At 61.5% G+C, this 22761-nt stretch carries 26 protein-coding genes; 24 read left to right on the top strand and 2 right to left on the bottom strand.

Translation table 11 applies throughout. The annotated features are described in order from the left end of the window. The first annotated feature begins 403 nt into the window (after nucleotides 1–403). The 3 genes from rluC to V6607_RS24650 are packed head-to-tail and all read left to right on the top strand — an operon-like array spanning nucleotide 404 to nucleotide 3026. Nucleotides 404–1363, top strand: coding sequence for a 23S rRNA pseudouridine(955/2504/2580) synthase RluC (gene rluC, locus V6607_RS24660; protein WP_004371325.1), 960 nt, complete (start codon nucleotides 404–406; stop codon nucleotides 1361–1363). Further along, complete coding sequence (locus tag V6607_RS24655) at nucleotides 1350–2012, top strand: HAD-IA family hydrolase (RefSeq protein ID WP_004371323.1); 663 nt, start codon at nucleotides 1350–1352, stop codon at nucleotides 2010–2012. Before rluC ends, V6607_RS24655 begins: the two co-directional genes overlap by 14 nt. 21 nt (nucleotides 2013–2033) lie before the next feature. Further along, entirely contained in the window at nucleotides 2034–3026 is a 993-nt protein-coding gene (locus V6607_RS24650; protein WP_338741261.1) for a S49 family peptidase, read from the top strand. 129 nt (nucleotides 3027–3155) lie between these two features. On the opposite strand, the gene V6607_RS24645 is transcribed toward V6607_RS24650, so the two are convergent. Continuing rightward, nucleotides 3156–3734, bottom strand: a complete 579-nt coding sequence (locus V6607_RS24645; RefSeq protein ID WP_008434969.1) for a nucleoside triphosphate pyrophosphatase — start codon at nucleotides 3732–3734, stop codon at nucleotides 3156–3158. Between the two features lie 105 nt (nucleotides 3735–3839). Here V6607_RS24645 and V6607_RS24640 point away from each other — a divergent pair, with 105 nt between their 5' ends. From V6607_RS24640 to V6607_RS24540, 21 genes are all read left to right on the top strand, one after another. Next, the gene (locus V6607_RS24640) at nucleotides 3840–4367 is read left to right on the top strand and encodes a YceD family protein (RefSeq protein WP_004371317.1); all 528 of its coding nucleotides are present in this window, start codon (nucleotides 3840–3842) and stop codon (nucleotides 4365–4367) included. Nucleotides 4368–4380: 13 nt separating this feature from the next. Next, entirely contained in the window at nucleotides 4381–4563 is a 183-nt protein-coding gene (rpmF, locus tag V6607_RS24635) for a 50S ribosomal protein L32 (protein WP_004371305.1), read from the top strand. A gap of 4 nt (nucleotides 4564–4567) precedes the next feature. After that, nucleotides 4568–5578 carry a phosphate acyltransferase PlsX gene (plsX, locus tag V6607_RS24630; RefSeq protein WP_083853208.1) on the top strand — a complete coding sequence of 337 codons (1011 nt, stop codon included), beginning with the start codon at nucleotides 4568–4570 and terminating at the stop codon, nucleotides 5576–5578. Between the two features lie 126 nt (nucleotides 5579–5704). Further along, the gene (fabD, locus tag V6607_RS24625) at nucleotides 5705–6643 is read left to right on the top strand and encodes an ACP S-malonyltransferase (RefSeq protein WP_023659248.1); all 939 of its coding nucleotides are present in this window, start codon (nucleotides 5705–5707) and stop codon (nucleotides 6641–6643) included. 30 nt (nucleotides 6644–6673) lie between these two features. Next, entirely contained in the window at nucleotides 6674–7417 is a 744-nt protein-coding gene (gene fabG, locus V6607_RS24620) for a 3-oxoacyl-ACP reductase FabG (RefSeq protein ID WP_004371297.1), read from the top strand. A 192-nt stretch (nucleotides 7418–7609) separates the two neighbouring features. Next, nucleotides 7610–7846 (top strand): acyl carrier protein, encoded by a 237-nt coding sequence (acpP, locus tag V6607_RS24615; protein WP_004371293.1) that lies wholly within the window; start codon nucleotides 7610–7612, stop codon nucleotides 7844–7846. Nucleotides 7847–7956: 110 nt separating this feature from the next. Next, complete coding sequence (gene fabF, locus V6607_RS24610) at nucleotides 7957–9201, top strand: beta-ketoacyl-ACP synthase II (RefSeq protein ID WP_004371291.1); 1245 nt, start codon at nucleotides 7957–7959, stop codon at nucleotides 9199–9201. Continuing rightward, nucleotides 9201–10016 carry an aminodeoxychorismate lyase gene (pabC, locus tag V6607_RS24605; RefSeq protein ID WP_134327691.1) on the top strand — a complete coding sequence of 272 codons (816 nt, stop codon included), beginning with the start codon at nucleotides 9201–9203 and terminating at the stop codon, nucleotides 10014–10016. Before fabF ends, pabC begins: the two co-directional genes overlap by 1 nt. A gap of 1 nt (nucleotide 10017) precedes the next feature. Continuing rightward, nucleotides 10018–11136 (top strand): endolytic transglycosylase MltG, encoded by a 1119-nt coding sequence (gene mltG, locus V6607_RS24600; protein ID WP_023659249.1) that lies wholly within the window; start codon nucleotides 10018–10020, stop codon nucleotides 11134–11136. Between the two features lie 19 nt (nucleotides 11137–11155). Continuing rightward, nucleotides 11156–11788 (top strand): dTMP kinase, encoded by a 633-nt coding sequence (tmk, locus tag V6607_RS24595; protein WP_008434959.1) that lies wholly within the window; start codon nucleotides 11156–11158, stop codon nucleotides 11786–11788. Next, complete coding sequence (locus V6607_RS24590; protein ID WP_004371282.1) at nucleotides 11781–12770, top strand: DNA polymerase III subunit delta'; 990 nt, start codon at nucleotides 11781–11783, stop codon at nucleotides 12768–12770. The genes tmk and V6607_RS24590 overlap by 8 nt, the downstream gene beginning before the upstream one ends. A gap of 63 nt (nucleotides 12771–12833) precedes the next feature. Continuing rightward, a complete protein-coding gene (locus V6607_RS24585; RefSeq protein WP_017475806.1) occupies nucleotides 12834–13619 on the top strand; it encodes a TatD family hydrolase in 786 nt (261 codons plus the stop codon). A 438-nt stretch (nucleotides 13620–14057) separates the two neighbouring features. After that, nucleotides 14058–14711: a TetR/AcrR family transcriptional regulator gene (locus tag V6607_RS24580; protein ID WP_004371278.1), complete on the top strand. Its 654-nt coding sequence runs from the start codon at nucleotides 14058–14060 to the stop codon at nucleotides 14709–14711. Nucleotides 14712–14850: 139 nt separating this feature from the next. After that, entirely contained in the window at nucleotides 14851–15819 is a 969-nt protein-coding gene (locus V6607_RS24575) for a radical SAM protein (protein ID WP_004371275.1), read from the top strand. A gap of 75 nt (nucleotides 15820–15894) precedes the next feature. Further along, on the top strand, nucleotides 15895–16500 hold the full coding sequence (locus tag V6607_RS24570; protein WP_063027950.1) for a DUF4823 domain-containing protein: 606 nt from the start codon (nucleotides 15895–15897) through the stop codon (nucleotides 16498–16500). A 17-nt stretch (nucleotides 16501–16517) separates the two neighbouring features. Then, nucleotides 16518–17078 (top strand): DUF1285 domain-containing protein, encoded by a 561-nt coding sequence (locus V6607_RS24565; RefSeq protein WP_134327162.1) that lies wholly within the window; start codon nucleotides 16518–16520, stop codon nucleotides 17076–17078. Nucleotides 17079–17148: 70 nt separating this feature from the next. Then, nucleotides 17149–17862, top strand: coding sequence for a GntR family transcriptional regulator (locus V6607_RS24560; protein ID WP_080673275.1), 714 nt, complete (start codon nucleotides 17149–17151; stop codon nucleotides 17860–17862). Next, nucleotides 17859–18860, top strand: a complete 1002-nt coding sequence (locus tag V6607_RS24555) for an ADP-ribosylglycohydrolase family protein (RefSeq protein WP_004371263.1) — start codon at nucleotides 17859–17861, stop codon at nucleotides 18858–18860. Before V6607_RS24560 ends, V6607_RS24555 begins: the two co-directional genes overlap by 4 nt. Nucleotides 18861–19058: 198 nt before the next feature. Next, entirely contained in the window at nucleotides 19059–20525 is a 1467-nt protein-coding gene (locus V6607_RS24550; RefSeq protein ID WP_008434943.1) for a cytosine permease, read from the top strand. Further along, nucleotides 20518–21438, top strand: a complete 921-nt coding sequence (locus V6607_RS24545) for a PfkB family carbohydrate kinase (protein ID WP_134327161.1) — start codon at nucleotides 20518–20520, stop codon at nucleotides 21436–21438. The genes V6607_RS24550 and V6607_RS24545 overlap by 8 nt, the downstream gene beginning before the upstream one ends. Before the next feature lie 38 nt (nucleotides 21439–21476). After that, nucleotides 21477–22205, top strand: coding sequence for a class I SAM-dependent methyltransferase (locus V6607_RS24540; RefSeq protein ID WP_134327160.1), 729 nt, complete (start codon nucleotides 21477–21479; stop codon nucleotides 22203–22205). Between the two features lie 129 nt (nucleotides 22206–22334). Here the strand turns inward: V6607_RS24540 and V6607_RS24535 are convergent, their stop codons facing one another. Beyond that, nucleotides 22335–22715: a Rho termination factor N-terminal domain-containing protein gene (locus V6607_RS24535; RefSeq protein ID WP_134327159.1), complete on the bottom strand. Its 381-nt coding sequence runs from the start codon at nucleotides 22713–22715 to the stop codon at nucleotides 22335–22337. Between the last annotated feature and the right edge of the window lie 46 nt (nucleotides 22716–22761).

Here is a 22761-nt window from a genome sequence, read left to right as displayed (position 1 = left end):
TTCTCCAATGGGGAGTCCACGCTCATGGCTAAACAAGACCGGGTGTGGGCGATTGTGCTCTCACTCAGCTCGTAACAGGCGTTGTTTCCGAAGCATTCGCCGTGGTCTGGCTCCAGACTGACTGCACTTTGTGAACTGGCCGTAAATATCGGCGCAAAAGGCGAGTAATCACTCTGCTTTTTGCACTCGCTTCAGGCCTCATGTCACCTGCGCTTGTTACAATCTCGAGCCTTCCAGGGTGGCGAAAGCCCCGTAGGACGGCCTCGCGTCCTGATGAATTGCGATGGTCAGGGCCGGCAGTTTGCCGCTAGTCCTCTGTCCAGGCCGCTTTTGGCGGCGTTCGCGACTATAGCAGCAATGATTAAGTGCTTCAATTCCATAAAAAATTGTTATCATCGCCGCCATGACGACTACCGCCCCCCAGACCCCCAGCGTCCAGCTGCTCGAGGTCTCGCCGGAATATGCCGGCCAACGCATCGACAACTTTCTTCTTGCCAGGCTCAAAGGCGTGCCCAAGACCTTGATTTACCGCATTTTGCGTAAAGGCGAAGTGCGCGTGAACAAAGGCCGGATCAAGCCCGAGTACAAGCTGCAGGCGGGCGATATCGTCCGCGTGCCGCCGGTGCGGGTGCCTGAGCGGGACGAACCGGTTCCACTGGCCCAGGGCTTGTTGCAGCGCCTTGAAGCGTCGATTGTCTTCGAAGACAAGGCACTGATCGTGATCAACAAGCCGTGTGGCATCGCGGTTCACGGTGGCAGTGGCCTCAACTACGGGGTGATCGAAGCCTTTCGTCAGTTGCGCCCGGATGCCAAGGAGCTGGAGCTGGTCCACCGTCTGGACCGTGACACCTCCGGCCTGTTGATGATCGCCAAGAAACGTAGCATGTTGCGCCACCTGCATGCCGCCCTGCGCGGTGATGGCGTGGACAAGCGCTACATGGCGCTGGTGCGTGGCAACTGGGCCACTTCGATCAAGAGCGTGCGCGCGCCGTTGCAGAAGAGCAACCTGCGTTCCGGCGAGCGCATGGTCGAGGTGGACGAGGAGGGCAAGGAGGCGCTGACCCTGTTCAAGGTGCTGCGCCGCTTTGGTGACTTTGCCACCATGGTCGAGGCCAAGCCGGTCACTGGCCGTACCCACCAGATTCGTGTGCACACCCTGCATGCGGGGCACTGCATTGCCGGCGATACCAAATACGGCGATGAAGATTTCTCCAAGGAAATCCGCGACCTGGGTGGCAAACGCCTGTTCCTGCACGCCTACATGCTGACCGTGCCGCTGCCCGATGGTGGCGAATTGAAGCTGCAAGCGCCTGTCGATGAAATGTGGGCCAAGACCGTGGAGCGCCTGAGTGTCGCACCCTGACTACAAGCTGTTGATCTTTGACTGGGATGGCACGCTGTGTAATTCCATTGGTCGGATTGTCGAGTCGATGCACGCTGCGTCGACCCGTTCCGGTTATGCATTGTGCGACGACCTGGCGGTCAAGGGCATTATTGGCCTGGGCCTGCCGGAAGCGATCCGCACCCTGTACCCGGAGATTGGTGATGACGAGCTGATAGCGTTTCGTCAGCACTACGCCGATCACTACATGGCGCTCGACGCCCAGCCTTCGCCGCTGTTTGAAGGCGTGGCGCAGGCCATGGAAGCATTTCGCGCCGACGGTTATCACCTTGCGGTCGCGACCGGAAAGGCCCGTCGCGGCCTGGACCGGGTGCTCAAGGCCCATGGCTGGGAAGATTATTTCGACGCCACCCGTGCGGCGGATGAAACCGCCAGCAAGCCCCACCCTCTGATGCTCGAGCAGATCCTCGCTCAATGTGGCGTGTCGCCTCGGCAGGCGTTGATGGTGGGTGATGCGTCGTTCGACCTGATGATGGCGCGTAATGCTGGCATGGACTCCGTGGCGGTCAGCTACGGCGCCCAATCTGCCCAGGCGTTGCAGGCCTACGAGCCGCGCCTGACAATTGACCGTTTTTCTGAATTGCAGGCCTGGCTCAGCCGGGCCCATTAAGTCTTTGCTGGGGTAGATGGCATGACCGATGAGTGGAAAGCGCCTGAGAAGGCCAATGCCGATAACAATGGCGATGACAGAAGCTGGAAGTTGCTGGAGAAGACGCTGCTGGCCAGTGTCCAGGAGCAGCGTCGCTCCCGGCGTTGGGGGATCTTTTTCAAGCTTCTGACCTTTATTTATCTGTTGGGCATGCTGGTGCTGTTCAGTCCGCTGATGGACATGGAGAAGAGCGCCACCCGAAGCGGTAATTACACGGCGTTGATCGAAGTGCGCGGAGTGATTGCCGACAAGGAGTCTGCCAGTGCAGACAACATCGTCAGCAGCCTGCGGGCGGCCTTCGAGGACTCCAAGGTCAAGGCTGTGATCCTGCGCATCAACAGCCCGGGCGGCAGTCCGGTGCAGTCGGGTTATGTGTATGACGAGATTCGTCGCCTGCGCGCCTTGCACCCGGACATCAAGCTGTATGCAGTGATTTCCGACCTGGGTGCCTCGGGTGCCTACTACATCGCCAGTGCTGCCGACCAGATCTATGCCGACAAGGCCAGTCTGGTGGGTTCGATTGGTGTGACGGCGGCCGGTTATGGCTTTGTCGGCACCATGGAGAAGCTCGGGGTTGAGCGTCGTACCTACACGTCGGGTGAGCACAAGTCGTTCCTGGACCCGTTCCAGCCGCAAAAGGCGGATGAAACCCAGTTCTGGCAGGGTGTGCTGGATACCACTCATCGGCAGTTCATCGCCAGTGTGAAGCAGGGGCGCGGTGACCGGCTCAAGGATAAGGAGCATCCGGAGCTGTTCTTCGGTCTGGTCTGGTCTGGCGAGCAAGCGCTGCCATTGGGCTTGATCGATGGCCTGGGCAGTGCCAGTTCGGTGGCGCGGGACGTGATTGGCGAGAAAGAACTGGTGGACTTCACTGTTCAGGAATCGCCGTTTGACCGGTTCTCCAAGAAGCTGGGTGCCAGCGTGGCTGAGAAGCTGGCGCTATACATGGGCTTTCAGGGTCCGACCCTGCGCTGAGAGCTTGAGCGCGACATGGCTCGAAATGTGGGAGCTGGCTTGCCTGCGATAGCATCACCTCGGTGCAACTGATGTACCGAGGTGTCTGCATCGCAGGCAAGCCAGCTCCCACATTTGTTTGTGATGTTCTCAGGGAATCTGTACGCCTTCGGCCAGTAGCATGTCCACCAGTCGGATCAGCGGCAGTCCGACCAGGCTGGTGGCGTCTGGCCCTTCGGTGCTTTGAAACAGGCTCACCCCCAGGCCTTCGGCCTTGAAGCTGCCAGCGCAGTCGTAGGGCTGCTCGATGCGCAGGTAGCGTTCGATGCGTGCGGCGTCCAGCGTGCGCATGTGTACGGTGAAGGGTATGCAGTCGACCTGGCAATGGCCGGTGGCGCTGTTCAGTACAGCCAGGCCGGTCAGGAAGCTGACGCGCTTGCCACTGGCTGCCAACAGTTGCTCACGGGCCTTCTCGAAAGTGTGGGGCTTGCCGATGATCTGGCCGTCGAGCGCGGCGACCTGGTCCGAGCCGATGATCAGGTGGCCCGGATGGCTGTCAGCCAGGGCGCGGGCCTTTTCCTCGGCCAGGCGCTTGACCAGCTCCACAGCGGACTCGTCCCGGCGGTGGCTTTCGTCGATATCCGGCGAGCTGCAGATGAACGGCAGGTGCAGGCGGTTCAACAATTCCCGGCGATAAACCGAGCTGGAAGCGAGTAATAAAGGCAGCATGGGCGTCTCCTCAAGGCAGTCGCGGATTCTAGCGGGGAGGCCCGGTGACGGACAGGGCTGAATTTCCTTTGACATGGCCGGGTGCATCCCTATAATGCTGCGCCTATGTTGAATGACCCGATTCCACCTCACGTTGACCCGCGCAAATTGGCTGATCGTGGCACCACCCTTCAAGGTGAGCTGCTCCTGGCCGATTTGGAGAGACTCTGCGACCCGCTTTCCGACACTGTCGGTACGGTGCAGGCTAAATTCGTTTTTGAACGAGATGAACGTAAGTCTGTGGTAATCCACAGCTTTATCGACACCGAAGTCAAAATGGTTTGCCAGCGTTGTCTTGAGCTGGTCACCCTGCCGATCCACAGCGAATGCAGTTATGCTGTGGTGAAAGAGGGTGCGAATACCCAGTCGTTGCCGAAAGGTTATGACGTGCTGGAACTGGGCGAAGATCCTTTGGATCTGCAGTCACTGATCGAGGAGGAGCTTTTGCTCGCCTTGCCCATTGTGCCTGCTCATCATCCGGAAGAATGCCAGCAGCCGGCGGGTCTCGATGAGCCCGAACCGAGCGAGGACGAGGTAACGCGGTCCAACCCGTTCAGTGTATTGGCGCAGTTAAAGCGTGACCCAAACGTTTAGGAGTTAATCAATTATGGCTGTTCAGCAGAACAAAAAATCCCGCTCTGCCCGTGACATGCGTCGTTCGCACGACGCCCTGACGGCAAGCACTCTGTCTGTAGAAAAAACCACCGGTGAAGTTCACCTGCGTCACCACGTATCGCCAGAAGGCGTATACCGTGGCCGTAAAGTGATCGACAAGGGCGCTGACGAGTAATCACTTGTCTGCTCAAGTCATCGCGATTGACGCAATGGGCGGGGACTTCGGTCCCCGCAGCATTGTTCAGGCCTGCATTGCTTGCCTGTCTGCCACGCCCTCGCTGCACCTGACCCTCGTCGGTCAACCCTCCTTACTTGAAGAACTGATTGCCAGCCATCCGGCGGTGGATCGCGCGCGCCTGACTATTACACCGGCCAGCGAAACCATCACCATGGATGAAAAGCCTGCGCAGGCCTTGCGCGGCAAGCCTGATTCTTCGATGCGGGTGGCGCTTGAGCTGGTACGCGACGGCAAGGCCCAGGCCTGTGTCAGTGCCGGCAATACCGGGGCGTTGATGGCGTTGTCCCGGCATGTGCTGAAAACCCTGCCGGGCATTGACCGGCCGGCGATGGTTGCGGCTATTCCGACCCGGCAGGGCTATTGCCAGTTGCTGGACCTGGGGGCGAACGTCGATTGCAGTGCCGAGCATCTGCTGCACTTTGCCCTGATGGGCTCGGTGGCGGCCGAAGCGCTGGGCGTGGCCCGGCCTCGGGTGGCGCTGCTGAATATCGGCACCGAAGACATCAAGGGCAACCAGCAGGTCAAGCTGGCGGCGACGCTGTTGCAAAGCGCGCGAGGCTTGAACTACATCGGCTTTGTCGAGGGTGACGGTCTGTACCGCGGCGAAGCCGACGTGGTGGTGTGCGACGGTTTTGTCGGCAATATCCTGCTCAAGTCCAGCGAGGGCCTGGCGACGATGATTGCTGCGCGCATCGAGGCCTTGTTCAAGCGCAACCTGGCGTCACGCCTGGTGGGCGCCCTGGCGCTGCCCTTGATGCGGCGCTTGCAGGCTGACCTGGCTCCGGCGCGGCACAATGGTGCGAGTTTCCTCGGGTTGCAGGGCATCGTGGTGAAAAGTCATGGTTCGGCGGGGGTGCAGGGTTTTCAAAGTGCCATCCAGCGCGCCTTGATCGAGATCCAGGAAAACCTGCCGCAACGCTTGCACGGCCGCCTTGAGGATCTGTTGCCTTAGGCGAATCGGGCCGGAAATGCTTAAATGTGACCGGCCAGTTCAATTGACCATCCAATCTGTCAGTTTCTTGCGCTCCCACGTGTGGGGCGCCAATTTCCGACGACCAGATCATTAGGGGCTTGTTACATGTCTACATCCCTCGCATTCGTCTTTCCAGGGCAGGGTTCGCAGTCCCTCGGCATGTTGGCCGAGCTGGGCGCGGAACATCAGTTGGTCCTGGACACTTTCAAGGAAGCCTCCGATGCCTTGGGTTACGACCTGTGGGCACTGACCCAGCAAGGGCCGGAAGAGCTGCTCAATCAAACCGACAAGACCCAACCCGCCATCCTCACCGCCTCCATCGCCCTGTGGCGCCTGTGGTTGGCTGAAGGTGGTGCACGTCCGGCCTACGTTGCCGGTCATAGCCTGGGCGAATACAGCGCCCTGGTGGCTGCCGGCAGCCTGACCCTCGGTGAAGCGGTCAAGCTGGTGGAGCGTCGTGGCCAGTTGATGCAGGAAGCGGTTCCTGCCGGGCAGGGCGGCATGGCTGCCATTCTCGGCCTGGAAGATGCTGACGTGATTGCCGCCTGCGCCGAAGCGGCCCAGGGCGAAGTGGTCAGCGCCGTGAACTTCAACTCCCCTGGCCAGGTGGTGATCGCCGGCGCCAAGGCGGCGGTAGAGCGCGCCATCGAAGGCTGCAAGGCTCGTGGCGCCAAGCGTGCGTTGCCGTTGCCGGTCAGCGTGCCGTCCCACTGCGAACTGATGCGCCCGGCTGCCGAGCGTTTCGCCGAGTCGATCGCTGCGATCAACTGGCAGGCGCCGCAGATTCCGTTGGTGCAGAACGTCAGTGCCGCCGTGGCCTCTGACCTGGAAACCCTCAAGCGCGATCTGCTGGAACAGCTGTACAAGCCGGTTCGCTGGGTTGAGTCGGTGCAGACCCTGGCCGCCAACGGCGCCACCCAATTGGTAGAGTGCGGCCCGGGCAAAGTCCTCGCCGGCCTGAACAAGCGTTGCGCCGAGGGCGTGTCGACTTCCAACCTCAATACCCCGGATGCCTTCGCTGCCGCTCGCGCAGCCCTGGCCTGACGTTAATTTCCGAACCTAGGAGAAGCCTGCATGAGTCTGCAAGGTAAAGTTGCACTGGTCACCGGCGCAAGCCGTGGCATTGGCCAGGCGATCGCCCTGGAGCTGGGCCGTCTGGGCGCTGTGGTCATCGGTACCGCAACCTCCGCCGCCGGCGCTGAACGTATTGCCGCGACGCTGAAGGAAAACGGCGTCCAGGGCACCGGTCTTGAGCTTAACGTGACCAGCGATGAGTCCGTGGCGGCCGTATTGGCTGAAATCACGGCGCAATTCGGTGCACCGGCTATTCTGGTGAACAATGCCGGTATTACCCGCGATAACCTGATGATGCGTATGAAAGACGACGAGTGGCATGACGTCGTTGATACCAACCTGAACAGTCTGTTTCGCCTGTCCAAGGGTGTTTTGCGCGGCATGACCAAGGCTCGTTGGGGTCGAATTATCAATATTGGCTCTGTTGTGGGTGCCATGGGCAACGCAGGCCAAGTAAACTACGCAGCCGCCAAGGCCGGTCTGGAAGGTTTCAGCCGTGCATTGGCGCGTGAAGTAGGCTCGCGGTCGATTACGGTCAACTCGGTGGCCCCAGGGTTCATCGACACCGATATGACCCGCGAATTGCCTGAAGCGCAGCGTGAAGCGTTGCTGACGCAGATTCCGCTGGGCCGTCTGGGCCAGGCTCAAGAGATCGCGAATGTGGTCGCTTTCCTGGCATCCGACGGTGCGGCATACGTGACTGGGGCTACAATCCCGGTGAACGGCGGGATGTACATGAGTTAAATTGTGACGGATCGCTTCAAAAAAATGTCATACGAGCTGTCTAAAATCCGTTATAAAGCTGCAATCTATTTATAGGCAGATGGCCAATAGGGTACGAGGGTGAAGCTTTCAGTTGAAAAGCTGAAAAGTCTTTCTATACACTTACCCACTGGCCAGCTGCCTGAATTTGTCCATTAGGAGTGAAAACAAGGTATGAGCACCATCGAAGAGCGCGTCAAGAAAATCGTTGCCGAGCAACTGGGCGTTAAAGAAGAAGAAGTGACCAACAGCGCTTCCTTCGTTGAAGACCTGGGTGCCGACTCCCTTGACACCGTTGAGCTGGTGATGGCTCTGGAAGAGGAATTCGAGACCGAAATCCCGGACGAAGAAGCTGAAAAAATCACTACCGTTCAAGCTGCTATCGACTACGTTACTAGCCACCAGGCGTAATAGTTTGTAATCGTCGCTTGCTGTGATGGAAAAACCGCACTGCCCTATGGCGTGCGGTTTTTTCCTTTAAGCCTGATGCAAAGTGTCGTCATTAGAAAAAGGAGAGTGCTGTGTCGCGTAGACGCGTCGTAGTCACCGGTATGGGTATGTTGTCGCCACTGGGTACGGATGTGCCGAGCAGTTGGCAGGGCATTCTGGCTGGCCGCAGTGGTATTGGTCTGATCGAACACACGGACCTTTCTGCCTATTCCACCCGTTTTGGCGGCTCGGTAAAGGACTTCAATGTCGAGGAATATCTCTCGGTCAAAGAGTCCCGCAAACTCGACCTGTTCATTCAATACGGCCTGGCAGCCGGTTTTCAGGCGGTGCGTAATGCCGGCCTGGAAGTCACCGACGCCAACCGTGAGCGCATCGGCGTGGCCATGGGTTCGGGTATTGGCGGTCTGACCAATATCGAAGAAACCAGCCGCACCCTGCATGAGTCCGGCCCTCGCAGAATTTCACCGTTCTTCGTGCCTGGCTCGATCATCAACATGATTTCCGGTTTCCTGTCCATCCACTTGGGTGCCCAGGGGCCTAACTACGCCATTTCCACGGCGTGCACCACGGGCACTCACTGCATCGGCATGGCGGCGCGCAATATCGCCTATGACGAGGCCGACGTGATGATCGCCGGCGGTGCCGAGATGGCCGCCTGCGGTTTGGGCATGGGCGGCTTCGGCGCGTCCCGTGCGTTGTCGACCCGCAATGACGAGCCGACCCGTGCCAGCCGTCCGTGGGACAAGGGCCGCGACGGTTTTGTTCTGGCCGACGGTGCCGGTGCGCTGGTACTCGAAGAGCTGGAGCACGCGAAGGCCCGTGGCGCCACCATCTACGCCGAGCTGATTGGTTTCGGCATGAGCGGTGATGCGTACCACATGACCTCTCCTCCGTCGGACGGCGCGGGTGCTGCACGCTGCATCACCAATGCGTTGCGTGATGCCAAGGTCAACGTTGACCAGGTGCAGTACATCAATGCCCATGGCACTTCGACCCCGACCGGCGACCTGGCGGAAGCCGAGGCCATCAAGTCGGTGTTCGGCGAGCATGCCTACAAGCTGGCGGTCAGTTCCACCAAGTCCATGACCGGTCACCTGTTGGGTGCGGCGGGCGCGGTCGAGGCAATCTTCAGCGTGCTGGCCATCAAGGATCAGGTCGCTCCGCCGACCATCAACCTCGATGAACCGGATGAGGGCTGCGACCTGAACTTCGTGCCTCACGAGCCGCAGAAGATGCCGATCGACGTGGTGCTGTCCAACTCGTTCGGTTTTGGTGGTACCAACGGTTCCCTGGTGTTCCGCCGGTTCGCCGAGTGATGGAGAGCTGGGTCGACGGTCAGCCGGCGGGCGCAGTGCCCCTGAAAGACCGTGGCCTGGCATACGGTGATGGGCTGTTCGAGACCATTGCCGTCAAGGCCGGGCAGCCCGTGCTGCTTGACCGCCACCTGCAGCGCCTTGAAGAAGGTTGCAGGCGGTTGGCGATTGTTGCGGATCAACCCCTGATCCGCAGCGAATTGCTGGCCTACGCCGCTGCCCTGGGTGACGGTGTACTCAAGTTGATCCTGACCCGTGGCGACAGCCAGCGCGGTTATGGCATCAGTGCTGGCGCTCCGGCGCGGCGCATTCTGCAAGGCAGTTCCCCTGCCACTTATCCCCCGGAACATGCAGCGTCAGGCATCCGCCTGTTTGCGTGTACCACGCGTTTGTCCGAGCAACCGTTGCTTGCCGGCCTCAAGCACCTCAATCGCCTGGAACAGGTATTCGCCCGCGCCGAGTGGCAGGATGCCGATCACGCCGAAGGTTTGATGCTGGATATGTCCGGTCGAGTCATCGAAGGCGTGTTCAGCAACCTGTTCCTGGTGTGTGACGGCGTGTTGCTGACCGCTGATCTGAAACGCTGCGGCGTCGCCGGCGTCATGCGGGCCGAGCTGTTGGCCCAGGCGCAGGCGTTGGGCATCCCGACAAGCGTGGCCGATATCAGCTTTGAGCAGCTGCAACAGGCCGATGAAGTCTTGGTGTGCAACAGCGTATATGGCATTTGGCCGGTGCGCGGATGTGCTGCGATGAGCTGGCCGGTTGGGCCGCTCACCCGTAAACTGCAGGGCATTGTTCGCGCACTATTGGATATTTGATTTGAGACGTAAATTTGTATTGTTGCTGGAGATCGGTCTGGTCCTGGCGGGTTTGCTGCTGGGCGCTTCGGCCTGGAAGCTGAACTCGGCCCTTGAACAGCCCCTGAATCTGACCCAGGAGCAATTGCTGGATGTACCGGCTGGCGCGACGCCCACCGGCACCTTCAATCGTCTGGAAAACGACGGCGTGCTCAAGGATGCGTTCTGGTTGCGTCTCTACTGGCGCTTCAACCTCGACGGCCAGCCGCTGCACAGCGGCGAATACCGCATGACCCCGGGCCTCACCGCCGAGGGCCTGATCGGCCTGTGGCAGCGTGGCGAAGTGGTGCAGTACAGCATTACGCTGGTGGAAGGCTGGAACTTCCGCCAGGTGCGCGCGGCCCTGGCCAAGCATGAAAAGATCGAGCAGACCCTGTCCGGCCTGAGTGACAGCGAGGTGATGGAAAAACTCGGCCACCCGGGCGTATTTCCTGAAGGGCGCTTCTTCCCGGACACCTACCGCTTCGTGCGTGGCATGAGCGACGTTGAACTACTGAAAAAATCCTACAACCGTCTGGACGATGTCCTCGCCCAGGAGTGGAGCAAGCGCGCGGCCGATGCGCCGTACACCGACCCCTATCAAGCGCTGATCATGGCCTCGCTGGTGGAGAAAGAAACCGGCGTGCCGGAAGAGCGCGGCCAGATCGCCGGGGTATTCGTGCGGCGCATGCAGATCGGCATGCTGCTGCAAACCGACCCGACGGTGATCTACGGCCTCGGCGAGCGCTACACCGGCAAGTTGACCCGCGCGCACCTCAAGGAAGCCACGCCCTACAACACCTACGTGATCGCCGGCCTGCCGCCGACGCCGATCGCCATGGTCGGGCGGGAGGCGATTCATGCTGCGCTGAACCCGGTGGCGGGCAGCAGCCTGTATTTCGTTGCCCGAGGCGATGGCAGCCATATTTTCTCGGATAACCTGGATGCGCATAACGCAGCAGTGCGTGAGTTCCAGATGAAGCGTCGCGCCGATTACCGTTCCAGCCCGGCGCCGGCGGCAAAGCCTGCGGACGCGCCGCTGGATACGCCCGCCGAGCCGGCTCCGGCACCCGATGACGCCGCGCCGCAAAGCCCGCAATGACTCTGACTAAGGACTGCCTGTGACTGGCTTGTTTATTACCCTGGAAGGCCCGGAAGGCGCCGGCAAGAGCACCAACCGTGAATACCTGGCCGAGCGCCTGCGCGCCGAAGGTATCGAGGTGCTGCTGACCCGTGAGCCTGGCGGCACGCCACTGGCCGAGCGTATCCGTGAAGTGCTGCTGACCCCGGGCGACGAACAGATGAACCCCGACACCGAACTGTTGCTGGTGTTCGCCGCCCGCGCCCAGCACCTGGCCGAAGTCATTCGCCCGGCACTGGCCCGGGGCGCCGTGGTGATTTGTGACCGGTTTACCGATTCCACCTATGCCTATCAGGGCGGCGGCCGTGGCTTGTCCCTGGAGCGCATTGCGGCCTTGGAGACCTTCGTCCAGGGCGATTTGCGGCCCGACCTGACCCTGGTATTCGATCTCCCGGTGGAAGTCGGCATGGCCCGTGCCACCGCCCGGGGTCGCCTCGATCGTTTCGAACTGGAAACCCGAGTCTTTTTTGAAGCTGTGCGCGGCGCGTTTCTCAAGCGCGCCGAAGCCGACCCCGCTCGTTACTACCTGTTGGACGCCGCACAACCGTTGACTCAGGTTCAGCAGTGCATTGACGCCCTGTTGCCGAAGCTTGTGGAGCGTGTCCGTGGCTGAAGCCTATCCATGGCAGGACAGCCTCTGGCAGCAACTGGCGGGCCGTGCCCAGCACGCCCACGCCTACCTGCTCCACGGCCCGGTGGGCATCGGCAAGCGCGCCCTGGCCGAGCGGCTGATGGCCAGCTTGTTGTGCCAGCGGCCCAACGGCCTGGAAGCCTGCGGCGAATGTAAATCCTGCATGCTGCTCAAGGCCGGCAGCCACCCGGACAACTATCTGCTGGAACCGGAAGAGGCCGACAAGGCGATCAAGGTCGACCAGGTGCGTGATCTGGTCAGCTTCGTGGTGCAGACCGCGCAGATGGGCGGGCGCAAGGTGGTGCTGATCGAACCGGTGGAGTCGATGAACATCAACGCCGCCAACGCCTTGCTCAAGAGCCTGGAAGAACCGTCCGGCGATACCGTGCTGCTGCTGGTCAGCCACCAGTCCAGCCGCCTGCTGCCGACCATTCGCAGCCGCTGCGTGCAGCAGGCCTGCCCGTTGCCGAGCGAAGCCATGAGCCTGCAGTGGCTGGCCCAGGCGTTGCCGGACTGCGGCGAGGCGGAGCGCGTCGAGTTGCTGACCCTGGCGGCCGGTTCGCCCCTGGCGGCGGTCAAGCTCCAGGCCCAGGGCGTGCGTGAACAGCGTGCGCTGGTGGTGGACGGGGTGAAGAAACTGCTCAAGCAGGAAGTGTCGGCCACGCAACTGGCCGAAAGCGCCTGGAAAGACATTCCCTTGCTGCTGCTGTTCGACTGGTTTTGCGACTGGTCGAGCCTGATCCTGCGCTACCAGCTGACCCAGGACGAAAACGGCCTTGGGCTGCCGGACATGCGCAAAGTCGTGCAATACCTGGCGCAGAAGAGCGCCCAGGACAAGGTGCTGAACATCCAGGACTGGATCCTCGCCCAACGCCAGAAGGTCCTCGGCAAGGCCAACCTCAATCGCGTGCTGTTGCTTGAGGCCTTGCTGGTGCAGTGGGTCGGTTTGCTCGGCCGCCGTTAATTTCAGTGGCCGACGGGTGTATCGTTGGCCAGACACTTTCCGTGACTCAAGTTGTAGATCCCTATGCTCGTAGATTCCCATTGCCACCTTGATCGCCTCGACCTGGCCCAGCACGGCGGCTCCCTCGACGCCGCCCTTGAAGCTGCGCGCCAGCGCGGGGTAGGGCACTTCCTGTGCATCGGCGTCAGCGCGGAAAACGCCGCCGACGTTAAAGCCCTGGCCGATCGTTATGCCGATGTCGACTGCTCGGTGGGCATTCACCCGCTGGACCTCAAGCCCGGCGAAGCCCCGGCCCTCGACTGGCTGCTCGGTGAACTCAATCACCCGCGCGTGGTGGCCATCGGTGAGACCGGCCTGGATTACCACTACGAACCGGAAGCTGCCGAGTTGCAGCAGGCGTCGTTCCGTCTGCACCTGCAAGCCGCCCAGCAGACTGGCAAGCCGGTGATCGTCCACACCCGTGGCGCCCGTGCCGACACCCTGACCCTGCTGCGCGAAGCCGCGCTGCCCCAGGCTGGTGTGCTGCATTGCTTCACTGAAGACTGGGACATGGCCAAGGCCGCGCTGGACCTTGGTTTCTACATTTCCTTGTCGGGCATCGTGACCTTCCGCAACGCCGATGCCCTGCGCGATGTCGCGCGCCAGGTCCCGGCAGACCGCCTGCTGGTGGAAACCGATTCGCCGTACCTGGCGCCAATTCCCCATCGCGGCAAACCCAACCTGCCGGAATACGTACGGGATGTGGCGGATTACCTGGCGATGCTGCGGGGCGAGTCCTACGAGCGCTTTGCCGAACAGACCACCGAAAACTTCAAGCGCCTGTTCCCGCTGGCCCACGTCGGCCACTGAATCGCAGGCAAAAAAAACCCGGGTTCTGGGGGGTGAATCCGGGCTAAGACCATTAGGAGTAAAACAAGGGTACGCAGTCCGTCGGTACCCAGGTCGACGCGTCACTTGGGGGAGATGCCACGCCGACATTTCAAGTATTGATCAGTATCCGATTCAGTCCAGCCACATCTGATCGTTTTTTAAACAGATTTGGAATACGCCCGCTTCGGTTGAGTTCTCATTGGATGCGATGCACACGCGCCAATCACCTGTTTTATTTCTGACTCGAATCGGCACATTCGTTGGCGTGCTGTAAGTTAAGTGCAAAGGTTGTTCATATAGGCGTTGCCCAACGACCGTTCAGTCGGGATAATCTCGCGCACCGGGTAAAACGTTCCGACAAGCACGGCTTGGGGAGCGAACGCCCTTCCAATATCCATCTCTGCAGACCTTTTTCTTATGCACAAAGAACCCCGCAAGGTCCGTGAGTTTCGCCGCCGCGAGCAGGAAATTCTCGACACCGCACTCAAGCTGTTCCTCGACCAGGGTGAAGACAGCGTCACCGTCGAGATGATTGCGGATGCCGTGGGTATCGGCAAAGGCACCATCTACAAGCACTTCAAGTCCAAGGCCGAGATCTACCTGCGCCTCATGCTCGACTACGAGCGCGACCTGAACGAGCTGCTGCACTCGGCCGATGTCGACAAGGACAAGGAAGCGCTGTCCCGCGCCTACTTCGAGTTCCGCATGCGTGACCCGCAGCGCTACCGCTTGTTTGATCGCCTGGAAGAAAAAGTGGTGAAGGGCCATCAGGTGCCGGAAATGGTCGAGGAGCTGCACAAGATCCGTGCCTCGAACTTCGAACGCCTGACCCTGCTGATCAAGGGCCGTATCAGCGAAGGCAAGCTCGAAGACGTGCCACCGTATTTCCACTACTGCGCCGCCTGGGCGTTGGTGCACGGCGCCGTGGCGTTGTACCACTCGCCGTTCTGGAGCAATGTGCTGGAAGACCAGGAAGGTTTCTTCCAGTTCCTGATGGACATCGGCGTGCGCATGGGCAATAAGCGCAAGCACAGCACCGATTTGCCGAACGCCGAAACGCCGGCCACTTGAATCATTCGCCAGCGTGATGGCGATATGATTTCCTGCCCAGCGCAGTAACCCAGGAATATACTCAGGCAAGGACCTTGCTAAAACTTGATTTTTAAGTCAGGTTTTAGTGCGCCCGAATTATCCTCTGCCGGAGTGATCCATGATCGTTGATCGTCAAGGCAGGCGATTCCGCAATTTGCGGATCAGCCTGACCTCAGCCTGCAATTACGCCTGTACCTACTGCGTGCCCAACGGCAAGCGGCTGGTGGCTGCGCAGGACGAACTGTCGGCCGAGGCGATGGCGCGGGGTGTCGAGTACCTGATCGAGGCCGCCGGCATCGAGCGCCTGCGGATTACCGGCGGTGAACCGTTGGTCAGCCCCAAGCTGGAAGCCTTCATGGGCGCGGTGGGGCAGATGGGGCTCAGTGATATCAGCCTGACCACCAACGGCCAACTGCTGGCGCGCAAACTGCCGCTGCTGGTGGACGCCGGGATTCGCCGGATCAACGTGTCCCTCGACACCCTGGACGCCGACGCCTTCCGCAGCATCGCTCGCGGTGGCGACCTGGCCACCGTGCTCGATGGCATGGACCAGGCGAGCGCCGCCGGAATCAAGATCAAGGTCAACATGGTGCCGCTGCGCGGCCAGAACCTCGACCAGGTGATGCCGCTGCTCGACTACTGCCTGGAGCGTGGCTACGAGTTGCGCTTTATCGAATTGATGCGCATGGGCCACCTGGCCAACGATTCCAACGCGTTCCTGCAGCAATTCGTCAGCCTCCAGCAATTGCTCAGCCTGATCGGCGAACAGTACGAATACCTGCAAGCCAACGCCCCGGTGGACGCCACTGCCGTGCGCTACGAAGTGCCCGGCAAAGGTTTCTTCGGTGTCATCGCCAACGAAAGCGTGCCGTTCTGCCGGACCTGTTCGCGTTTGCGCCTGTCGTCCACCGGCTGGCTGCATGGCTGCCTGTCGTCGAGCAACCGCCACTACGTCGGCGACCTGCTGGACAAACCCCGCCACCAGGCCCTGCCGGCCTTGCAGCGCTTGTTGGTCAAGGCCTTGGGTGACAAGCAGGAAGTGGCCTTCTCCGGCGGCGCCACCATCATGAAGATCATCGGCGGCTAGTCCCGCAAGCTGGCGCAAAATCTGCATCTCGTGCCCATTCGCCGGTTTTCCGTCACCGGCCTTTGGAGAATTAGGATGCGTAGTCTGGTTTTGGTGCTGGCGTCACTCGCGCTGGGTGGCTGCATGACCGTCAGTGATATGGCCGAAGGCACGCGCTATCAGATGAGCGATGCCGGGCTGCTGGACCACAGCGATACTCGCCGCGTCAATTCGGTCCGCATACAGCCGGACTCCTTCGTCTTCATCGCCCAGGGCGCCTTCACCCCGCCGGGCAGTGCTTATCCACGGCCTAACGTGGTGGCCGAGGAAGCCTTCAACGGCTTTGTCGAATATTTCCCGATGGTCCGCCGCGCCCGCAAGCCGGAAGGCCTCGAGCAGGCGATGTCGGAAGCCCGCGCGGCGGGTGCGCATTACCTGCTGTACTGCCGCTTCGCCCAGGCGGATGACCGTATCGGCAACGCCGATGAATGGTCTGACCAGGAGGCGGTGGATCGCCTGGGTATCGACACCGGCACCATTCAGGTCATGTTGATCGAGACCAGCACCCAGTATTTGATTGATACTGTGCGGATTCACAGCCGTGGCGGTTTACTGACGTTCCACGACAACAAGCCTGATGACCTGATCGGCAAGCCCCTGGCGCACTACGCGCGCAGCCTGTTGGGCATGAGCGATCAGTAAGACACAAGGAGAGCAGCATGACCGATTCGGCCAAGGCCAATGACCTGTTGGCGCAATTGCCCAAGGGCAAGGGGCCCGCGCCGGTGCATCTGTGGAACCCGGCGTTTTGCGGCGATATCGACATGCGCATCGCCCGTGACGGCACCTGGTTCTACATGGGCACGCCGATTGGCCGCAAGCCGATGGTCAAGCTGTTCTCCAACATCATCCGCCGCGATGGCGATGATTATTTCCTGATCACCCCGGTGGAAAAGGTCGGGATCAAGGTCGATGACGCGCCCTTCGTCGCCGTGACCCTGGAAGTCGAAGGGCAGGGCGAAGGCCAGGTCCTGCGCTTTACCACCAACGTGGATGAGCAGGTCGAGGCCGGTATCGAGCATCCGCTGCGGGTGGTGATCGACCCGGACACCCAGGAACCCTCGCCATACCTGCGGGTGCGCACCAACCTCGAAGCCCTGGTTCACCGCAATGCGTTCTACCAGCTGGTGGAGCTGGCGGTGACCCGTCCGATCAACGGTAAGAACTGGCTTGGCGTCTGGAGCGGCGGGGTATTTTTCCCCATCGGCCTGGAGCCCTGAGGCTGATTTCTCGTTCTCCCTGAAATAAATCGCTTGCTGTAGCCGGGCGCTTTCGGTTATCAATTTGTACATGATTAGACATGTCCGATTTGATAAGAAAAAACGCGTCGTCGACGAGCTGATCCGCCGTATCGAGGGTGGAGTGATGGCCGACGGTGTCCTGCTGCCGGGCGAGCACCAACTGGCCGAAGAGTTTTCCGTCAGCCGCGGCACCCTGCGTGAAGCCCTGGCCGAACTCAAGCGCCGCAGCTACATCGCCACCCAAAGCGGTGTCGGCTCCATCGTCACCTTCGACGGCATGGTGCTCGACCAGCGCAGCGGCTGGGCCCAAGCCCTGGCCGACACCGGCGCGGTGGTGACCTCCGAAATCCTGCGCCTGGAAGCCGTCACCCGTCCGGACCTGCTCAGCCGTCACGGCAGCGACCAATTCATCGCCCTCGACCGCCGCCGTCGCGCTGCCGACGGCACGTTCGTGTCCCTGGAGCGCTCGCTGATGCCGGCCTCGGGTGGCCTCGAAAGCCTGCCGCAAGTCGGCCTGATCGATAATTCCCTGACCATCACCCTGGCGGCCTATGGCTATGTCGGCGCCACCGGCAACCAATGGATCGGTGCCGAGCCTCTGAACGAAGAAGACGCCCAGCTCCTGGGGCGCCCGGTGGGCACGGTGTTCCTCAAGGCCCTGCGCACCACCTACGACCGCCAGGACCGCTTCATGGAATCCGTCGAAAGCCTGCTCGACCCTCTGCATTTCCGCTTGCACCTTCAATTTGGAACACCGACATGACCGCCACCACCCGCGCCCTCGGCGCCTTCTACGGCCTGGCCTTGGGCGATGCGTTGGGCATGCCCACCCAGTCCCTGAGCCGCGAGCAGGTCAAGGCGCGTTTCGGCGCGATCACCGGCCTGGAAGATGCCGACGCCGATCAGCCGATCGCGCCGAACATGCCCAAGGGCTCGATCACCGATGACACCGAACAGGCCATCCTCGTCGGCCAGTTGCTGGTGGACGGGCAGGGCAGGATTGAACCCACCGAACTCGCCCAACGTTTGATCGACTGGGAAGCGGTGATGCGCGCCAAGGGTTCCCAGGATTTGCTGGGCCCCTCGACCAAACGGGCGATCGACATGATCCTGGCGGGCCATACCCCGGAAGAGTCCGGGCGCTACGGCACCACCAACGGCGCCGCCATGCGTATTACCCCGGTGGGCATCGCGGCGGACGTCAACGACCCGGCGCAGTTTATCCAGGCGGTGATCCAGGCGTGCCAGGTCACCCATAACACCAACCTGGGCATCTCCAGCGCGGCGGCGGTGGCGGCGGTGGTTTCCGCCGGGATCAACGGCGTCGATCTGGGCGAAGCGCTGAACATCGGCACGCAGATCGCCCAGCAGGCGGAAAACCACGGCCACTGGATTGCCGGCGGGCGCATCGCCACCCGCATCAGTTGGGCGCGCACCTTGAGTGTCGACAGCGGCGACAAGGCGCTGTTTACCGACCTGCTTTACGAATTGATCGGCACCTCCGTGGCGTCCCAGGAATCGGTGGTGGTGTCGTTTGCCCTCGCGCAGCAAGTCGCGGTGGGTGAAATGAACGCCATCGAAGCCCTGTGCATGGCCGCCAGCCTCGGCGGCGACACCGACACCATCGCGGCGATTCTCGGCGCGATGCTCGGTGCGTGCCTGGGGATGCAGTGCTGGCCTGAGGCGATGATCGAACAGGTCAAGCAGGTTAACCGCTTGGACCTGGAACCCTTGGTCCAAGGCCTGCTCGAGCTGCGCTGAGCACCGCAGATTAAAAAATGTGGGAGCGGGCTTGCTCGCGAAAGCGGTGCATCAGTGACACATGCGTTGCCTGACACACCGCTTTCGCGAGCAAGCCCGCTCCCACATTGATCCAGTCGAGTCAGGAAGACCGGAACACAGATTCAACTTGCCAACCTGCCACAACCACAAAAAAACAGGCATCAGGAGCACCCCACCATGAGTACGTCCTCTTCCGGCCAAAGCGCCGGGCAATTGGAAACACGCGGCATCGAGCCGGTCCCGGAAGGCGAGTGCAACGGCCATCCGCTGCAACTGTTCTGGGTCTGGTTTGCGGCCAACATCAGCATCCTCGGCTTGCCCCTGGGCGCGACCCTCGTAGCGTTTCGCGGCCTGGCGATCTGGCAGGCAATCATCGTGGCGATCCTCGGCGCCGCCGGCTCGTTTGCCGTGGTGGGCATCATCTCCATCGCCGGCCGTCGTGGCCGTGCACCGAGCCTGACCCTGTCCCGGGCGATCTTTGGCGTACGCGGCAATATCGGGCCGACGCTGGTGTCGCTGATGTCGCGCCTCGGCTGGGAAACCGTCAACACCACTACGGCTGCGTTCGTGCTGTTGTCGTTGTGCTCGATCCTGTTCAACTCGCCGGTTGCCGCCAAAAGCGCGCCGGTACTGACCCTGCTGTTCATTGGCATTTTCGTGCTGCTGACCCTCGCCGTATCGGGCCTGGGCCACGCCACCTTGCTGGTGATCCAGAAGTGGGCCACCTACGTGTTCGGCGCGCTGAATATCCTGGTGGGCGGTTTCCTCTGCGCCACCATCGATTGGAGCGCGGTGTTCAACGCCACGCCTGCGCCGTTGAGCGCGATGATCATCGGCGTCGGCACCATGGCCGCCGGTACGGGTATCGGCTGGGCCAACGCCGGTGCCGACATGTCGCGCTACCAGCACCGCAGCGTCAAGGCCGTGCGCCTGGTGGCCTCCGCGGCATTCGGTGCGGGGATTCCGCTGGTGCTGTTGATCACCCTCGGCGGTTTGCTGTCGGTGGGCAACAACGACCTGGCGTCGGCCACTGACCCGATCATCGCGATTCGCGACATGCTGCCGACCTGGATGGCGGTGCCGTACCTGATCACCGCGTTTGGCGGGCTGTTGCTGTCGAATAACCTGTCGGTGTACTCGGCGGGGCTCACCACCTTGACCCTCGGTTTGAAGGTCAAGCGCGTGCACGCGGTGATCGTCGACATCGTTGCGATCTTCGCCGGTTCGATCTACTTCATGCTGATCGCCGACAGCTTCTACGGCCCGTTCATCACCTTCATCTCGTTGCTGGCGGTACCGATCACCGCCTGGGTCGGGATCTTTGTCGTCGACCTGATTCATCGCCACTACTACAGCCCCAAAGACCTGCTGGACGTAACGCCAAGCAGCGCCTACTGGTACCGTGGCGGAGTTGAATGGCGTGCGTTCGGCGCCTGGGCGATTGCGATCGTGCTGGGCTTCAGCTTCACCACCATCGGCACCACGGCCGAGAACATCTGGTTCGCCGGTCCGCTGTCCGATTCGTGGCTGGGCCACAACGGCCTGGGCTGGATCGTCACCTTCCTGGTGGCCGGCGGGATTTATGCGGTACTGGGTGGCGCGGCTGATCGTCGCCCGGCTTTGGTAGAGAGCGCTAATGTCTAGATTGCTGCACAGCGGCCAGGTCATCGTTGACCTGGTCATGTCCCTCGACACATTGCCTGCCACCGGTGGCGATGTATTGGCCAACTCCGCCAGCTTCGAAGCCGGCGGTGGCTTCAACGTGATGGCCGCGGCCCGACGCAACGGCTTGCCGGTGGTCTACCTGGGCCGCCATGGCACCGGCCGCTTCGGCGACCTGGCGCGCGCGGCGATGCAGGCCGAGGGCATTGAAATGGCCCTGGCCGCCAGCGACGACAAGGACACAGGCCTGTGTGTGTCCCTGACCGAAGCCACTACCGAGCGCACCTTCATTTCCCATATTGGCGCTGAGGGTGACTTGCTGGCGCAAGACCTGGCCAATGCGGTACCACGCGACGACGACTACGTGTACGTCAGTGGCTACAGCCTGCTGCTGGAAGGCAAGGCCCAGGCGTTGCTCGATTGGCTATTGGCATTGCCGCGCCAGATCACGGTGGTGTTCGATCCGGGCCCGCTGGTGAAGGCACCGGACTCGGCCTTGATGGTCGCCCTGTTGCCGCGTATCGATATCTGGACCAGCAACGGTCCGGAAGCGCTGGCCTTTACCGGCGCGAGCGATCTGGCGGGGGCATTGCTCAAGCTCAACGAGCACTTGCCCGCCGACACCTTGCTGGTGGTTCGCGATGGACCGAATGGCTGCTGGATCAGCCGTAATGGCCAGGCCGAGCATGTGCCGGGATTCAAGGTCCAGGCGGTGGACAGCAACGGTGCCGGCGATGCTCACGCCGGGGTGTTTATCGCCGGCCTGGCCAATGGTTTGGCGCCAGCTGTCGCGGCACGTCGCGCGAACGCGGCGGCGGCCTTGGCGGTCACGCGCTGGGGGCCGGCCACCTCACCGGGCACGGCTGAAGTGGATGCGTTGTTGAGCGAGGGCTGATTCGGCAGAATAGTCGCCATTCAGCACGGAGCAGCGTCATGACTCAGAACATCTACGACACCGAGGTTTTCTTCGAGGGCTACAGCAAAATGGGCCGCTCGGTAGAAGGCCTCGCCGGCGCTCCGGAGTGGCCGGCTTTGCAAGCCATGCTACCGCCGGTGCCGGGGTTGAAAGTGGTGGACCTGGGTTGCGGTTACGGCTGGTTCAGTCGTTGGGCCCAGGAGCAGGGCGCCGAACAGGTGCTGGGGCTGGATGTCTCGCAAAAGATGCTGGCGCGGGCCAAGGAGATGACGTCCTCTTCGGCCATCACCTACGGCATCGCCGACCTGGAAAAACTCGACCTTCCGAATGCCGCTTTCGACCTGGCCTACAGCTCATTGGCGTTTCATTACATCGTCGATCTGAAAGGCCTGTTCGCGCGCATCCATCAAGCGCTGGTCCCGGGTGGGTGGTTGGTGTTTTCCATCGAACACCCGATCTTCATGGCACCCCGGCAACCGGGCTGGCTGATTGATGAGCAAGGGCGCAAGAGCTGGCCGGTGGACAGCTACCAGTTGCAAGGACCACGGGTGACAAACTGGCTGGCGGAGGGTGTGATCAAGCAACATCGCACCGTGGGCACGTTGCTGACGCTGTTGATCCAGGCGGGGTTTACCCTGACTCATGTCGACGAGTGGGGCCCGAGCGAAGCGGACCTGAAAGCCCGTCCCGCACTGGCAGAAGAGCTTGAACGCCCAATGATGCTACTGGTGGCCGCCCACCGCTGATTCCGTGGCTGCAAACCCGATCAAAAAATGTGGGAGCGGGCTTGCTCGCGAATGCGGTGGGTCAGCCAATGAATCTGGCACTGATACACCGCCTTCGCGAGCAAGCCCGCTCCCACATTTTGATTCGCGTTAACCGGCCTTTTTCAGCGCCTCAATCAACTCATCCTTGCGCATGGTCGAGCGCCCGGGAATGTCCTTGGCACGCGCTTCTCTCAGCAAGCTTTCCTTGGTCTGCGTACTCAGCGAAACCCGGCTGTTACGCGGATGCCCCTCACGGCTGGCAGCAGCCCGCTTGGCCGACTCATGCCGGTCCTGGGACTTCTTCGCCGGCGCCTTGCGCTGGCCTGAACCGCCGGCCTTTTCGCCGCCGCCAGACTGCTTGTTGACGGTGGCCCAGGCCCGCGCCTCGGCTTCTTCTTTCGACAAGCCCTGGTGCTCATAACTCGCTTCGATATGGGCGGCCTTGCGCTTCTGTTCGGTGGTGTATTTGGCTTTGCTTCCACGAGGCATTGCGATACTCCTTCTGGCCCTCATACAAGATACGAGGGCCAGACCA

The organism is Pseudomonas sp. KK18 (genome assembly GCF_037094675.1).
GTDB lineage: Bacteria > Pseudomonadota > Gammaproteobacteria > Pseudomonadales > Pseudomonadaceae > Aquipseudomonas.
Note: the sequence above shows the minus strand (reverse complement) of the source record. Positions and strands in the feature narration are given on the sequence as shown.

Coding starts and splice junctions, on each gene's coding strand:
- rluC (WP_004371325.1), top strand. CDS start 404: ATGACGACTACCGCCCCCCAGACCCCCAGCGTCCAGCTGCTCGAGGTC.
- V6607_RS24650 (WP_338741261.1), top strand. CDS start 2,034: ATGACCGATGAGTGGAAAGCGCCTGAGAAGGCCAATGCCGATAACAAT.
- V6607_RS24645 (WP_008434969.1), bottom strand. CDS start 3,734: ATGCTGCCTTTATTACTCGCTTCCAGCTCGGTTTATCGCCGGGAATTG.
- V6607_RS24640 (WP_004371317.1), top strand. CDS start 3,840: ATGTTGAATGACCCGATTCCACCTCACGTTGACCCGCGCAAATTGGCT.
- rpmF (WP_004371305.1), top strand. CDS start 4,381: ATGGCTGTTCAGCAGAACAAAAAATCCCGCTCTGCCCGTGACATGCGT.
- fabD (WP_023659248.1), top strand. CDS start 5,705: ATGTCTACATCCCTCGCATTCGTCTTTCCAGGGCAGGGTTCGCAGTCC.
- fabG (WP_004371297.1), top strand. CDS start 6,674: ATGAGTCTGCAAGGTAAAGTTGCACTGGTCACCGGCGCAAGCCGTGGC.
- acpP (WP_004371293.1), top strand. CDS start 7,610: ATGAGCACCATCGAAGAGCGCGTCAAGAAAATCGTTGCCGAGCAACTG.
- pabC (WP_134327691.1), top strand. CDS start 9,201: ATGGAGAGCTGGGTCGACGGTCAGCCGGCGGGCGCAGTGCCCCTGAAA.
- V6607_RS24585 (WP_017475806.1), top strand. CDS start 12,834: ATGCTCGTAGATTCCCATTGCCACCTTGATCGCCTCGACCTGGCCCAG.
- V6607_RS24580 (WP_004371278.1), top strand. CDS start 14,058: ATGCACAAAGAACCCCGCAAGGTCCGTGAGTTTCGCCGCCGCGAGCAG.
- V6607_RS24575 (WP_004371275.1), top strand. CDS start 14,851: ATGATCGTTGATCGTCAAGGCAGGCGATTCCGCAATTTGCGGATCAGC.
- V6607_RS24570 (WP_063027950.1), top strand. CDS start 15,895: ATGCGTAGTCTGGTTTTGGTGCTGGCGTCACTCGCGCTGGGTGGCTGC.
- V6607_RS24565 (WP_134327162.1), top strand. CDS start 16,518: ATGACCGATTCGGCCAAGGCCAATGACCTGTTGGCGCAATTGCCCAAG.
- V6607_RS24560 (WP_080673275.1), top strand. CDS start 17,149: ATGATTAGACATGTCCGATTTGATAAGAAAAAACGCGTCGTCGACGAG.
- V6607_RS24555 (WP_004371263.1), top strand. CDS start 17,859: ATGACCGCCACCACCCGCGCCCTCGGCGCCTTCTACGGCCTGGCCTTG.
- V6607_RS24550 (WP_008434943.1), top strand. CDS start 19,059: ATGAGTACGTCCTCTTCCGGCCAAAGCGCCGGGCAATTGGAAACACGC.
- V6607_RS24545 (WP_134327161.1), top strand. CDS start 20,518: ATGTCTAGATTGCTGCACAGCGGCCAGGTCATCGTTGACCTGGTCATG.
- V6607_RS24540 (WP_134327160.1), top strand. CDS start 21,477: ATGACTCAGAACATCTACGACACCGAGGTTTTCTTCGAGGGCTACAGC.
- V6607_RS24535 (WP_134327159.1), bottom strand. CDS start 22,715: ATGCCTCGTGGAAGCAAAGCCAAATACACCACCGAACAGAAGCGCAAG.